The 12,453-nt window shown below is 68.1% G+C and carries 13 protein-coding genes and 1 pseudogene; 6 read left to right on the top strand and 8 right to left on the bottom strand.

What is annotated here, in order from left to right; all coding sequences use genetic code 11:
• Positions 1-97: 97 nt before the first annotated feature.
• A pseudogene (locus tag ACWDUD_RS24100) lies at positions 98-472 on the bottom strand (VOC family protein); the annotation flags it as partial.
• 150 nt (positions 473-622) lie between these two features.
• On the opposite strand from ACWDUD_RS24100, the gene ACWDUD_RS24095 reads away from it, so the two are divergent.
• Entirely contained in the window at positions 623-1,690 is a 1,068-nt protein-coding gene (locus ACWDUD_RS24095) for a methyltransferase domain-containing protein (protein ID WP_450110935.1), read from the top strand.
• Positions 1,691-1,741: 51 nt separating this feature from the next.
• On the opposite strand, the gene ACWDUD_RS24090 is transcribed toward ACWDUD_RS24095, so the two are convergent.
• Together ACWDUD_RS24090 and ACWDUD_RS24085 are read right to left on the bottom strand one after the other, a co-directional pair.
• Positions 1,742-2,380: a carboxymuconolactone decarboxylase family protein gene (locus tag ACWDUD_RS24090; protein WP_450110931.1), complete on the bottom strand. Its 639-nt coding sequence runs from the start codon at positions 2,378-2,380 to the stop codon at positions 1,742-1,744.
• Positions 2,381-2,400: 20 nt separating this feature from the next.
• Positions 2,401-2,967: a VOC family protein gene (locus ACWDUD_RS24085; protein ID WP_450110934.1), complete on the bottom strand. Its 567-nt coding sequence runs from the start codon at positions 2,965-2,967 to the stop codon at positions 2,401-2,403.
• Positions 2,968-3,063: 96 nt separating this feature from the next.
• On the opposite strand from ACWDUD_RS24085, the gene ACWDUD_RS24080 reads away from it, so the two are divergent.
• The 5 genes from ACWDUD_RS24080 to ACWDUD_RS24060 are packed head-to-tail and all read left to right on the top strand — an operon-like array spanning position 3,064 to position 7,619.
• Positions 3,064-3,705, top strand: a complete 642-nt coding sequence (locus tag ACWDUD_RS24080; protein ID WP_450110930.1) for a TetR/AcrR family transcriptional regulator — start codon at positions 3,064-3,066, stop codon at positions 3,703-3,705.
• A gap of 38 nt (positions 3,706-3,743) precedes the next feature.
• A complete protein-coding gene (locus ACWDUD_RS24075) occupies positions 3,744-4,136 on the top strand; it encodes a nuclear transport factor 2 family protein (protein WP_450110929.1) in 393 nt (130 codons plus the stop codon).
• Positions 4,137-4,155: 19 nt separating this feature from the next.
• The gene (locus ACWDUD_RS24070; RefSeq protein WP_450110928.1) at positions 4,156-5,340 is read left to right on the top strand and encodes an acyl-CoA dehydrogenase family protein; all 1,185 of its coding nucleotides are present in this window, start codon (positions 4,156-4,158) and stop codon (positions 5,338-5,340) included.
• Positions 5,337-6,707, top strand: a complete 1,371-nt coding sequence (locus ACWDUD_RS24065) for a phosphotransferase family protein (protein ID WP_450110933.1) — start codon at positions 5,337-5,339, stop codon at positions 6,705-6,707. The genes ACWDUD_RS24070 and ACWDUD_RS24065 overlap by 4 nt, the downstream gene beginning before the upstream one ends.
• Positions 6,708-6,725: 18 nt before the next feature.
• Positions 6,726-7,619 carry an isocitrate lyase/PEP mutase family protein gene (locus ACWDUD_RS24060; RefSeq protein ID WP_450110927.1) on the top strand — a complete coding sequence of 298 codons (894 nt, stop codon included), beginning with the start codon at positions 6,726-6,728 and terminating at the stop codon, positions 7,617-7,619.
• Positions 7,620-7,714: 95 nt separating this feature from the next.
• On the opposite strand, the gene ACWDUD_RS24055 is transcribed toward ACWDUD_RS24060, so the two are convergent.
• The 5 genes from ACWDUD_RS24055 to ACWDUD_RS24035 are packed head-to-tail and all read right to left on the bottom strand — an operon-like array spanning position 7,715 to position 12,418.
• Positions 7,715-8,779 carry a branched-chain amino acid ABC transporter permease gene (locus ACWDUD_RS24055; protein WP_450110926.1) on the bottom strand — a complete coding sequence of 355 codons (1,065 nt, stop codon included), beginning with the start codon at positions 8,777-8,779 and terminating at the stop codon, positions 7,715-7,717.
• A complete protein-coding gene (locus ACWDUD_RS24050; protein WP_197253530.1) occupies positions 8,776-9,660 on the bottom strand; it encodes a branched-chain amino acid ABC transporter permease in 885 nt (294 codons plus the stop codon). The genes ACWDUD_RS24055 and ACWDUD_RS24050 overlap by 4 nt, the downstream gene beginning before the upstream one ends.
• A gap of 15 nt (positions 9,661-9,675) precedes the next feature.
• Complete coding sequence (locus tag ACWDUD_RS24045; protein WP_450110925.1) at positions 9,676-10,383, bottom strand: ABC transporter ATP-binding protein; 708 nt, start codon at positions 10,381-10,383, stop codon at positions 9,676-9,678.
• The gene (locus ACWDUD_RS24040; RefSeq protein WP_450110924.1) at positions 10,380-11,186 is read right to left on the bottom strand and encodes an ABC transporter ATP-binding protein; all 807 of its coding nucleotides are present in this window, start codon (positions 11,184-11,186) and stop codon (positions 10,380-10,382) included. The genes ACWDUD_RS24045 and ACWDUD_RS24040 overlap by 4 nt, the downstream gene beginning before the upstream one ends.
• Positions 11,183-12,418 (bottom strand): ABC transporter substrate-binding protein, encoded by a 1,236-nt coding sequence (locus ACWDUD_RS24035; protein WP_450110923.1) that lies wholly within the window; start codon positions 12,416-12,418, stop codon positions 11,183-11,185. The genes ACWDUD_RS24040 and ACWDUD_RS24035 overlap by 4 nt, the downstream gene beginning before the upstream one ends.
• Positions 12,419-12,453 lie beyond the last annotated feature (35 nt).

Here is a 12,453-nt window from a genome sequence, read left to right as displayed (position 1 = left end):
CCACTGCGCCTCGGCATCTTTCAGGATCGTGGTCGGTCCGCGGAGCGCCTCCGCGAACCTGCTGTGCGCCGCGCCCTCGATTTCTGTCCGCGCCGTCGACCCACTGCACGAGCTGGAACACGATGCCGTTGGGATCGAGCATCTGGAAGTAGCGCTCGCCCCACGGCTCGGTCTCGAGCGGGGTGACGATGCGGGCGCCTTCGCCTCGGAGCCGCTCGTATTCGGCGTCGATGTCGTCGACGACGAACGCCACGAGCGTTCCCTGCCCGGCGGCACCGGCATGGCTGGCCGGTTTGAAGGTGCCGAGCCCGGTACGCAGGAAGATCAGGTTGAATCCGGCGTCCTCGCGGGCGAGGGACACGAAACCGTCGGCGGACATCTCCGGGGCGAAACCCAGGTGCCGGATCGCGAACTCCGCCGACGCCTCGACGTCCGCGACATTGAGGGACAGGGCACTGCCGGTGATCTGCACGAGAACTCTCCTTCTTGTGGGATGCCCTCGGTTAACGTACACCGTACGGCAATTGTTCCCGGAGGTCCGGCAGGTTGTCGCGTGCACGCCCGGCAGGCACCATGAAAATGCCCCGAACACCCCCTCCTCTCGGAGGCACTCATGACCGACATGGATATCGCCCCCACGGTCGAGGCCCTCGCGCAACGGGTCCTCGACGCATCGCTCGGAACGGTCGACCTGATCGCCATCTACATCGGCGACCGGCTCGGCTGGTACCGCAGTCTCGCCGCGGACGGGCCGGCCACTCCGGAGGAACTGGCCGAGCGCACCGGCACCCATCCTCGTTATGCGCGTGAATGGCTCGAACAGCAGGCCGCGACCGGGCTGCTCGTCGCGAGCGACGGAGATCCGCGGACATACACCCTCCCGGATGCTGCCGCCGAGGTCCTCACCGACGAGCACAGCCTGAACTACCTCGGCCCGCTCGCACGCATGCTGTGCGGTTTTGCCGTCCACCTGCCCGAACTGCTCGATGCCTACCGCACCGGCGGCGGCGTGAGCTGGGCGGACCTCGGTGCGGACGCGCGGGAATCGCAGGCCGCGATGAACCGGCCGTGGTTCGAGAAGGCCCTGCCGCCGGCGCTGGCGTCGGTGCCCGAACTCCACGACCTGCTGCAGAAACCGGGGATCGAGATCGCCGACATCGGTTGCGGTGGAGCATGGTCGACGATCGCGCTGGCGCGCGCGTACCCACAGGCCCGGGTGACCGGCTACGACATCGATCCGGCGACCGTAGCCCTCGCCACGTCCAATGTCGCCGAACACCCGGATGTTTCGGATCGCGTCACGATCATCGAAGCGGATGCCCAGGAACTTCCGGAAGGACGATTCTCGGCCGCGTTCGCGTTCGAGTGCATTCACGACATGCCCCGGCCCGTGGAAGTGCTCGGCGCGATGCGGCGGGCACTGACCGACGACGGCGTGGTCGTCGTGATGGACGAAGCGGTCGCGGACGAGTTCACCGCACCCGCAAACGAAATCGACCGCCTCATGTACGGGTTCAGCCTGACCTGCTGCCTGCCCGACAGCATGAGCCACCCCGGCTCGGTGGGGACCGGAACGGTGATGCGCATGCCGACGTTGCGCCGCTACGCGCTCGACGCCGGGTTCGCCGACGTCTCGGTCCTGCCGATCGAGAACTTCGATCTGTGGCGCTTCTACCTGCTCACCACGTAGCGATCGTGCGGCCGCCCCGACCGCGGCCGCACGATCCGTTCCGACTCCTCGCTATTCTCCCGCGAGGTCGGCCGACAGGTCCGCGACCACGACGCCCTCGGGCACCTGGACCTCTTCGATCGGCTCGGGCCGGTCGTCGAACTCGAGCTTCAGCGCCCGGCACATGGTGGCGTGCATGTCGTACATGCAGGTGATGTACGTCAGTTCGAGGATCTCGGAGTCGGAGAGCTCGGCCTGCAGGGCGGCGAACACCTCGTCCGGTACGCGGCCCCCGTCGTGGACGAGGCCGTCGGTGTAGGCGAGCACGGCACGTTCGAGCGGGGAGAACAGGTCGCTGATCTGCCAGGACGGGATCGCGGCGATCTTCTCCTCCGGCATGCCGAGCGACCGCATCTGCTTGCAGTGCTGCGAGAAGACGAACTGGCTTCCGCGGGCGTACCCGGCGCGTCCCTGGCCCAGTTCCCGCAGGAGGGGATCCAGTTTCGCGTTGCGGTAGAGCGAGAATCCGCGCACCGCGTGCCGGAACACTGCGGGTGACTGGGCGAAGACCGTCCACCAGTCACCCGGGGTGGCGTGGATGGTGCCGTGATCGACGGCGGGATCCTTGTCCGGCCCGAAGAGCCTGTCGTAGAAGAACAGGATCTTCTCGTCGGTCACCTCGGCGCGCGGGACCTCACGAAGTCGGGGCATGGCGGTTCCTTTCGGGGTTGTCAGCGGACGCTCGTCGCGCGCCGGTCGGCGGCGGTCTTCGGCTCGTGCCGGACGTCATCCTCCGTGAACTCTCGTGTCCAGCACGCGAATTCCAGAAGAGCACCGTCCGGGTCCTGGAAGTAGAACGATCGGACGAAGGTGCCGGCATGCACCTCCCGGGACACCCCCGCGGGGCTGTCGTCGTGGTTGAGGACACGGCTGACCGCGATGCCCTCGGCCTTCAGCCGGGTGCGGTACTCGTCGAACTTCTCCGGCGGCACCGCGAAGGCGACGTGGTTCATGGAGCCGACGGCGCTGGCGAGTTCACCCTGGTCCGGCAGGCCCTTGGGCGCGGCGATACCCGGTGCCGCGTCGGGGGCATCCGCGAGCCAGAAGAACGCGAGGGTGTTCCCTCCTCCGCAGTCGAAGAAGAAATGCTGGCCGAGTCCGTCGGGCAGGTCGAGCGTCTTGACGAGCGGCATGCCCAGCACACCCGAGTAGAAGTCGATGGTGCGTCGCATGTCGGAGCACACGAGCGCGAGGTGGTTGATTCCGCGGAATTCGAACTTCGGATCCGAGTTGTCCATTGCGATCCCTTTCGGCGCGATGACGAGGAAGAATGTGTCGTGGCTGTGGCCGAAAAATGACTTGACAGTCATGTCATCTTCTTGGATAGTTTGACCGTGGCCAAGTCATCTGTCAACACCCCGTCCGTCCCTGCACCGGTCGACACCCTGACCGCACGCGGCCGCAAGACCCGCGATGCACTGCTCGACGCTGCCCGCACCGTGTTCGAGACCGTCGGTTTCCCCGACACGCGGGTCGAACAGATCTCACAGGAGGCCAAGGTCTCCTACGGAACGTTCTACCGCTACTTCGAATCCAAGGAAGACATCTTCCGTGAGCTCAGCACCCGCCTGTTCGAGGACGTGCACCGTCGCGAACCCGCAGACCCCGACCTGTCCCCCGCCGCCCGTCTCGTCGCGTCCAACCGCTCCTACTACCAGGCGTACCGGCGCAACGCGCGACTGATGGCGATCGTCGAGCAGGTCGCGACGTTCAACGACGAGTTCCGTGCGCTGCGTCAGCAGCACCGCCAGCAACTGGTCGAACGGACGTCGCGGGCGATCGCCCGCTGGCAGGCCGACGGGCTCGTCCGCTCCTCGCTCGACCCGGTGTTCGCGGCCCGTGCCATGGCCGCGATGGTCGACCACACCCTCTACCTCTGGCTCGTCCAGGGCGACGAGGCCGACGAGGAACGGCTGCTGGACACCCTGGACCAGATGTGCCTCGGTGCACTGGGACTCGACCCCGACACCGCATAGCTGCGAGGAGAACCCTGCCCCATGAACGGCATTTCCCAATGAACGACCTCGCCGATCGCTTCTTCGCCGCCGTCGAACGCGGCGACGAGGCGACACTCACCGAGCTGTACGCGCCCGACGCGCGTATCTGGCACAACGACGACGGCCTCGAGCAGACCGTTTCCGAGAACCTCCGAGTACTGCGGTGGCTCGCGCGCACGCTCGAGGACTTCCGTTACGAAGACATCCGCCGGCACATCCTGCCCGACGGATTCGCTCAGCAACACGTGGTCCGCGGCGTCCTCCCGGGGCACGGCCCCCTGGAGATTCCCGCCGGCCTGTTCGTCCGCGTCGAGGACGGACACATCTCCCGCATCGACGAGTACGTCGACTCCGCCGCGATCCGCCCCCTTCGCGAGATCGGTTCCCGCAACCGAGCATCGCGCACATAACACGAGAGGCAGCACTGGAATGATGGTGAACCAGCCCGACGGCGAGATCGCCGACCTGCGCGCCCGGATGCGCGCCTTCATCGACGGCGAAGTCATCCCCGCCGAACCGGTCCTCACCCGTGAGGGTGACGACGCCCGGAAGACGCTCGACGGATTGCGTTCCCGCGCCAAGGAACTCGGACTCTGGGCTCTCGGACACCCGGCCGACGTCGGCGGCGGGGGCGTGCCGTTCCTCGACTTCGTCTACCTCAACGAGATCATCGGACGCTCCGAATTCGGCCAGCTCGCCGTGGGTTCGGTGTCCATGCAGGACACGCTGATGCTGCGCAAGCACGGCACCGAGGAGCAGAAGAAGCGGTGGATCCCGCCGCTGGTCGCCGGGGACTTCCTGCCGTCCGTCGGCCTGACCGAACCCGACGTCGCCGGCTCGGACCCCACCCTGATCGAGACCCGGGCGGAACTCGACGGCGACACCTGGGTCATCAACGGGCACAAGTGGTTCACCACCGGAGTCGCCGACGCCGGATACTGCTCCGTCTTCGCCCGCACCGAGCCCGAGTCCACGCCGCGCCACTCGCGGATCAGCGCGATCATCGTGCCCACCGACACCCCCGGATTCGAGATCGTCCGCTCGATCCCGACCATGGGCCACGACCCGAGCGACCACTACGAGGTCCGGCTCACCGACGTCCGCGTCCCGGCCGCCAACCTCCTCGGGGAGCGAGGCAAGGGGTTCGTCGTCGCCCAGGATCGTCTCGGACCCGGCCGGATCTTCCACTGCATGCGCTGGCTCGGGCAGGCGCAGCGGGCATTCGAGCTGATGTGCGAGCGCGCGAACAGCCGCTACGTGCACGGCACGCTCCTCGCCGAGAAGGGCGAGATCCACCGCTACGTGGCGGAATCGGCAGCCGAGATCCACGCGGCGCGGCTGATGACCCTCGATGCGGCCCGTGCCATGGACGCCGGCGAGGACGCGCGGGTCCAGATCGGCCTGATCAAGTTCTGGGGAGCCCGGATGCTCCACAACGTCGTCGATCGTGCGATCCAGGTCCACGGGGCGCTGGGCCTGACCGGCGACACCCCGCTCGAGGAGATGTACCGCCGCGCCCGGTACGCGCGGATCTACGACGGCCCCGACGAAGTGCACCGCATGTCGACGGCGCGTCGTCTCCTGCGCGACCCCGAGGCGGCACCGTGGCGATGACCGAATCCCCCACCACCACACTCGCCGACGGCATCGCCGACGTCCTGTCCGATGCCCGGGACGAAACCGTCACGGTCGCGGACGTGCACCGACTCACCGGCGGGGCGAGCAGGCAGGTGTGGTCTGTCGAGGCCCACACCTCGGACGGCAGTCCCCTGCCGGTCGTGCTGCGCCGCGACCCGCCCGGCCACGGCGACGCCGACCGCATGCGCGCGGAGGCCGCGTGCCTGCGCGCCGCGGCCGCGGCCGGCGTCCCGGTCCCCCAGGTCCTCGCGGCCGGCGACACCGCACCGGGGATCGACGCGCCCTATCTGCTGATGAACAGGGTCGACGGCGAATCGCTCCCGCGCAAACTGCAGCGGGACCCGGAACTCGTCGCCGTCCGGGCCGAGCTCGCCGAGCAGATGGGATACGCCCTGGGCCTGATCCACCGCAGCGACGTCGCCGAGGTGGCGATGCTCGATTCCGGGGATCCGCTCGACGCGATCGAAGCGGTGTACCGGGAATTCGACGAGCCGCGCCCTGCCGTCGAGATGGGATTGCGCTGGCTTCGTGACCATCGACCACCGGTGCGGCCGAAAGCGCTGGTACACGGTGATTTCCGGATGGGCAATCTGCTCGTCGACCGAACCGGGATCCGCGGCGTCCTGGACTGGGAACTCGCCCACCTCGGCGACCCCATCGAGGACCTGGGCTGGTTGTGCGTCCGCGCCTGGCGGTTCGGTGCCGAGTTGCCGGTCGGTGGCATCGGCACCCGCGAGCAACTCGTCGACGGTTACGAACGCGCCACCGGGATCCGCCCGTCGGACGCCGAACTGCACTGGTGGGAGGCCTACGGCACGCTGCGCTGGCTCGTCCTGAGCCGATTCCAGGCGCAGCGGCACCTCAGCGGCGAGGAGTTCTCCCTCGAACTGGCGTCCATCGGACGCCGGGTGTGCGAATCCGAGTACGACCTCCTGCTCGTACTCGGGCTCCTCGACGACCCGGGTGACGCGCCCGAACCGCGTTCCCGGGCCGCCACGGTTCACGACCGGCCGACGACGACCGAGATCGTCGATCTCGTCGCCACGACACTCACCGACGAGATCGCGCCGGCACTGGCCGACGATGCCGACCGGCAGCGGTACCTGCTGCGGATCTGCGCGAACCTCCTGCGCATCGCCGGCCGGGAGCTGTCCGCCGGGGACGACGCCGCGAACATCGTGCGCGGTCGGCTCGGCGAACTCGGCTGCGACACCGAGGCCGATCTCGCCACCGGAATCCGCTCGGGTGCCCTGGATTACGACGACGTCGCCGTCCGTCGGGCCGTCTCGAGCGCTGTCCTCACCAGGCTGCGGGTCGCGAACCCGCGGCATCTGGTTCCCTGAAATTTCGAAAGGCATTCCATGTCCGACCTGCTCGGCGCCCGGACCGCGACGCGGCCACAGCTGCGTCGCCTGCTCGATTCCGGATCCCCGGTTCTCGCTCCCGGCGCCTACGACGCACTCACTGCACGGCTGGCCGAAGCCGCAGGCTTCTCCACCGTGTACATGACCGGATTCGGCACCGCCGCATCACTGTTGGGACGGCCGGACGTCGGCCTGCTGACCGCGACGGAGATGGCGGACCATGCCCGCCGGATGGTCGCGGCCGTCGACGTGCCGGTCGTGGCCGACGCCGATACCGGCTACGGGAATCCGATCAACGTGATCCGCACCGTTCGCGACTACGAGAACGCCGGCGTCGCAGCGCTTCAGCTCGAGGATCAGGTCTCGCCGAAGCGGTGCGGCCACATGGCCGGAAAGGCGGTGATTCCCGCCGGGGAGATGGTCGCCAAACTGGAGGCGGCGACCGCAGCGCGCACCGACCCGGATCTGCTCGTCATCGCCCGCACCGACGCGGCGGCGGTCGAGGGTATCGATGCGGCGATCGAGCGCGCGAAGCGTTACGCCGATGCGGGCGCGGACCTGCTGTTCGTCGAGGCTCCCGCGAGCGCCGACGACGTGCGCAAGGTCGCGTCCCGGCTGAAGGGCCACCGCCTGGTGTTCAACTGGGTGGAGGGCGGCCGGACCCCGGGTCTCCCCCTGGACGAGCTCACCGACCTCGGGTTCGCCTTGGTGCTGTTCCCGATCGGTGCGCTCCTCACGGCGACCCGGTCGGTGCGCGAGTTCTACGGGGCGATCCTCCGGGACGGAACGCCGCGCGCGGTGCTCGGCGAGCTGCCGCCGTTCGACGAGTTCACCTCGTTCATGGGTCTTCCCGAGATCGACGACCTCGGGCAGCGTTTCGCCGAACGGTGACCGGACTCCTTCCGGTTCCACGACGAAGGCCCTCGGCTACGAGCCGAGGGCCTTCGTCGTGGGATCGGACGGCCGTGGGATCAGATCGCCGTGGATCAGGCGACGGTGACGAGATCGGGTTCGGTGTCGCGGCCGTCCGCCAACGGCCGGGTGTCCCGGCGGCGGCCCGGAATCCGGGCGACGACGGGACCGAGAAGACCGCGGAACACGCTGATGACACCGTACGGCAGCACGAAGATGAACAGGATCAGGGCCGCACCGTACGTGATGCCCGCGGCGGACTGGTTGATGTCCGCGGTCCATTGCGGCACGTACACCACGAACAGGGCACCGAACACGACACCGGGGACCGTGCCCAGTCCGCCGACGACGATCATGGTGATGAACGCGATCGCGAGCGGCAGCCCGAACGCTTCCGGGCCGACGTACTGGACGACGAAGCTGTAGAGCACGCCGCCGGTGCCGGCGAGGGCGGCACTGAGGGCGAACACCGTCGTCTTCGTCCGGGTGGCCGGAACACCGAGTGTGGTGGCGACCGCTTCGTAGTCGCGAATCGCGATGAGCGAGCGGCCGATCCGGCCGGTCGACAGCCTGCGGACCACCAGGTACGCGACCAGCGCGACCACGAGGCACAGGTAGTACACCCACTGGTCCCGCTCGAGGCCGGTGAACCCGGGCGCGTCGGCGGCGGAGATGTTGATGCCGGCGTGACCGTCAGTCACGTGTTCGAACCGCTTGATGACCGCGGGCGTCACCAGCGCCAGACCCAATGTGGCCAAGGCGAGTTGGAGCCCGCGTAGCCGCAGCGCCGGCAACCCGAAGGCGTACCCCACGAGGTAGCACACGACGAAGGCGAGCGGCAGCAGCAGCAGGTACGGCACACCGTGGTTCTCGACGAGGACCCCGCTGAGATAGGCCCCCACGGCGAAGAAGAAGCCGTGGCCCAGCGAGATCTGACCGGTGTTGCCGGTCAACAGGTTCAGTCCGAGCCCCACGACGATGTACACCAGAACCATCGACCGGTCGAAGTTCACGTACGGTGCGGACACAAGCGGGGCCACGACCGCGACGAGGACGACGACGGCGACCATGGCCCGTGAGAGCCACAGCGGAGCATCGAGTTCGGCTCGCGGTCGGCGAAGTGAATCGAGGAATGTCATACCCGTGCAACCTTTCTGGTGCCGAACAGGCCCTCGGGCCGCAGCAGCAGGACTCCGAGGATCAGGGCGAGCGCCACCGCCTGTTTGAAGTCGTGCCCGATCCACGAGATATAGGTACCGGCAAGGTTTTCGGCGACCCCGACGCACAGTCCGCCGACGATCGCGCCGACCGGACTGTCGAGTCCTCCGAGCACGGCCGCGGCGAACGCGTAGATCAGGGAGGCGACCAGCATGTTCGGCTGGAGGAACAACTGCGGAGCCGCGAGCGAGGCGGCGAGCGCACCGATGGCGGCGGCGAGCCCCCAGCCGATGGTGAGCATCGACCCGACCGGGACACCTATCAGCTTCGCGGACTCCGGATTCCCGGCGGCAGCGCGCATCGCCAACCCGATCCGGGTGCGCTGGAAGAGAACGAACAACAGTGCCGCGACCACGACGACCGCGCCGACGATCACCACCGACTGACGGGACATCGCGACCGGCCCCAGGGTGATCGCCGGGCCGGAGACGATCGAGGGGAACTCCTTGCTCTGCACACCCCAGATCCAGCCCGCCGCGCTGTTGAGCACGAGCATGAGACCGAGCGTGATGATCACGAGCGGCATGTGGTTCGGGGACGAGGCGAGCGGCCGGATGAGTACCCGCTCGGTGAGGGCACCGAACAGGAAGGCCACTACCATCGCACCGGCGATCGCGAGGTAGAGCGGGGCGCCCCACTGGTGGAACTGCCAGGCGCAGAACGCCGAGATCATCGCCATCTCGCCCTGCGCGAAGTTCACGATTCCGGATGCCCGGTAGACGAGGACGATGCTCAGGGCGAACGCCGCGTACAGCGCACCCCAGGTCAGCCCGTCCACGACTTGCTGAAGAAACACCTGCATGTCTGAAACTCCTGGTCAGTAGCCGAGGTAGGCGCGGCGCACCGCGTCGTCGTGGGCGAGAGCCTCGGCGGGGCGCTGGGCGACGACGCGCCCGGCGTCGACCAGGACCGCCGAGGATCCGATCTCGAGTGCCAGGTGGGCGTTCTGTTCGACGACGAGAATGGTTGTGCCCGTGTCCTCGTTGATCTGCCCCAGCGCGCGGAACACCTCCTGGGTGATACGCGGTGCGAGTCCCAGCGACGGTTCGTCGAGCAGAAGCAGCCGCGGTTCGGGGACGAGGGCGCGGGCGATCGCGAGCATCTGCTGTTCGCCGCCGCTGAGACCGGCGGCGAGTTGCGTCCGGCGTTCGCGCAGGCGCGGGAAGAACTCGTACCACCGCTCGATGGACCGCGTCGTGGCGGCCTGCGACGTGGTGTACCCGCCGATGAGAAGGTTCTCCTCGACGGTGAGATCACCGAAGGTGCCTCGCCCCTGCGGAACGTGGGCGATACCGAGACGTGCGATGCGGTCGGTTCGCACGCCGCTGATGTCGCGGCCGTCGAACACGATCCGCCCGCTGGTGTGCACCATCGCGCAGATCGATCGGAGGATGGTCGTCTTGCCGGCACCGTTGGCGCCGAGAACCACCGTGACCTCACCGGCCGGAACGTCGAAGTCGATGCCGTGCAGGACTTCTGCGTTCCCGTATCGCGCGTGGAGATCGTGGACGGCGAGCAGGCTCATGCCGCACCTCCCAGATAGGCCTCGACGACCTCCGGGTGTGCCGCCACCTCGGCGGGATCGCCCTCGGTGATCTTGCGTCCGAAGTTGAGCACGACGATCCGGTCGGAGATGGACATGACCATCGCCATGTGATGCTCGACGAGCAGCACGGAGAAGCCGCGTTCGTCGCGGAGGTCGCGGACGGTCTCGGCGAGTTCGAGAACCTCCTCGTGGATGAGGCCGTTCGCCGGTTCGTCGAGCATGAGCAGCTTCGGCCGCTGCATGAGGGCCCGGGCCAGTTCGACGCGTTTGAGCGTCCCGTACGGCAGGTTGCCGGCCGGTTCGAGCCCGACGTGGGCGAGGTTCATCGCCTCGAGCAGCGCCCACGCCTCGTCGCGTTCGTGCCGCTCCTCGCGGCGTGCGGCCGGCGAACCCAGTGCGGTGCGCACGAATCCGGCGCGGGTGCGCGAGTATGCGCCGCTGAGGACGTTCTCGACGACCGTCATGGTGGGAAAGAGCCCGATGTTCTGGAAGGTGCGCGCGATGCCTGCCGCGGCGATGCCGTCGGCGGGCAACTCCAGCAGATTCGTGTCGCCGAACGTGATCCGGCCCGAATCGGGCTGGTAGAGCCGCGAAATGCAGTTGAAGAGCGTCGTCTTACCCGCGCCGTTCGGTCCGATCAGTCCCATGATGGTTCCGGGGGCGATCGAGAACGACGGACCGTCCAGGGCGACGACGCCGCCGAAGCGCAGCCGCACGTCCTCGACCCGCAGTTCCGGCACGGCTGCGGTGTTGCCCGCCGCCGGGCCGGTGTGCACCGTCACCGATCCTCGCCGCGGGTGACCACGGCGTCGTAGTGCCAGCTGCCGTCCCGGAAGGTCATCGGGGCCATCGACGTGATCGCGTACGGGTAGTCGGGGGTGGTGTCGAAGGTGATGCCCTCGATGGACAGGTCCGTCGTCACCCCGTCGAGGTTCCGGACCGCGTCGAGCAGATCCGTTCGGCTGCAGCCGTCCATCTGCTCGAGAGCGGTGACGAGAAGCTGTGCGGTGTTGTAGCCGGTTGCCGCGATCGTGTCGGTGCTTGCGAAATCGCGCGCGTGCCGGGCGGCGAATTCACGCCACTTCGCCACACCGGGCTTGTCGTCGTGTTCGGGGCTGCTCACGTCGTAGATCCAGTAGAACGAGTGGATTCCCTCCGCGGCTTCCAGACCCGCGGGTGCGAGCACGAAGTTCGTGTCGGTCGCGCCCGAGTAGATGTATGTGTCCGGATCCCAACGCAGTTCGTGGGCCTTCTTCAGTGACTGGGTCACGAAGCTCGCGGTCGCGAAGTTCATGAAGACGTCGGCGCCCGAGTTGGCGAGGTTGACGACCTGCGAATCCACCGACGGCGTGGTCGGTTCGTACGACTGCCGTGCGACGATCTGCGCGCCGCTGCCCTCGAGAGCGGCTTCGAGTGCGGCGAGGCTGCCGCTGCCGAGGCTGTCGTTCGGGTAGAGCACCGCGATCTTCGCGTTCGGATGTCGAGCCAGCATCTGCTCGGCGTGGGCCGAAACTTCCCATCCGGTCTGAGGATTCACGGCGCCGGCGACGACGGGACGATCGGCGACGGAGGCGAGCAGTTCGTCGCTGCCGGTCATGGGGAAGACCAGCGGGACGTTCTTCGACGACAGGTAGTCGACGACCGCGAGGGTCGACGGCGTCCCGACGAGGTTGTGGATGGCGAAGACCTGTTCCTGTTCGACCAGGGAGCGCACGTTGCCGACGGTGCGCGCGGGGTCGTAGCCGTCGTCGAGGGCGGTGTAGACGATCCGGCGGGTCCTACCGTCACCCATCGTGACGCCGCCGTCCTGGTTGATGTCCTCGAACAGGGCGGTCGCGGCCTTCGCCTGCGGACCGGCGACGGACTGCATCAGGCTCGAACCGAACCGGATCTCGGTGTCGGTGATGCCGGGATCGCATTCGCCGGCTTCGATCGTGGTGCCGCGACCGGAACAGGCGGTCAGCACGGCGGCTGCGGACAGGGCGGTCAGGCCCACGGCGAGAGTACGTTTCATGATCGCTCCGGGGAGGGTGGGGAGGGAGTTTCTGT

The organism is Rhodococcus sp. NPDC003382 (assembly GCF_053589135.1).
Note: the sequence above shows the minus strand (reverse complement) of the source record. Positions and strands in the feature narration are given on the sequence as shown.

Bases quoted from the DNA above. Each gene is read 5' to 3' on its own strand.
- ACWDUD_RS24085 (WP_450110934.1), bottom strand. From the start codon at position 2,967: ATGGACAACTCGGATCCGAAGTTCGAATTCCGCGGAATCAACCACCTC.
- ACWDUD_RS24065 (WP_450110933.1), top strand. From the start codon at position 5,337: ATGACCGAATCCCCCACCACCACACTCGCCGACGGCATCGCCGACGTC.
- ACWDUD_RS24095 (WP_450110935.1), top strand. From the start codon at position 623: ATGGATATCGCCCCCACGGTCGAGGCCCTCGCGCAACGGGTCCTCGAC.
- ACWDUD_RS24075 (WP_450110929.1), top strand. From the start codon at position 3,744: ATGAACGACCTCGCCGATCGCTTCTTCGCCGCCGTCGAACGCGGCGAC.
- ACWDUD_RS24045 (WP_450110925.1), bottom strand. From the start codon at position 10,383: ATGAGCCTGCTCGCCGTCCACGATCTCCACGCGCGATACGGGAACGCA.
- ACWDUD_RS24060 (WP_450110927.1), top strand. From the start codon at position 6,726: ATGTCCGACCTGCTCGGCGCCCGGACCGCGACGCGGCCACAGCTGCGT.
- ACWDUD_RS24070 (WP_450110928.1), top strand. From the start codon at position 4,156: ATGATGGTGAACCAGCCCGACGGCGAGATCGCCGACCTGCGCGCCCGG.
- ACWDUD_RS24055 (WP_450110926.1), bottom strand. From the start codon at position 8,779: ATGACATTCCTCGATTCACTTCGCCGACCGCGAGCCGAACTCGATGCT.
- ACWDUD_RS24050 (WP_197253530.1), bottom strand. From the start codon at position 9,660: ATGCAGGTGTTTCTTCAGCAAGTCGTGGACGGGCTGACCTGGGGTGCG.
- ACWDUD_RS24035 (WP_450110923.1), bottom strand. From the start codon at position 12,418: ATGAAACGTACTCTCGCCGTGGGCCTGACCGCCCTGTCCGCAGCCGCC.
- ACWDUD_RS24090 (WP_450110931.1), bottom strand. From the start codon at position 2,380: ATGCCCCGACTTCGTGAGGTCCCGCGCGCCGAGGTGACCGACGAGAAG.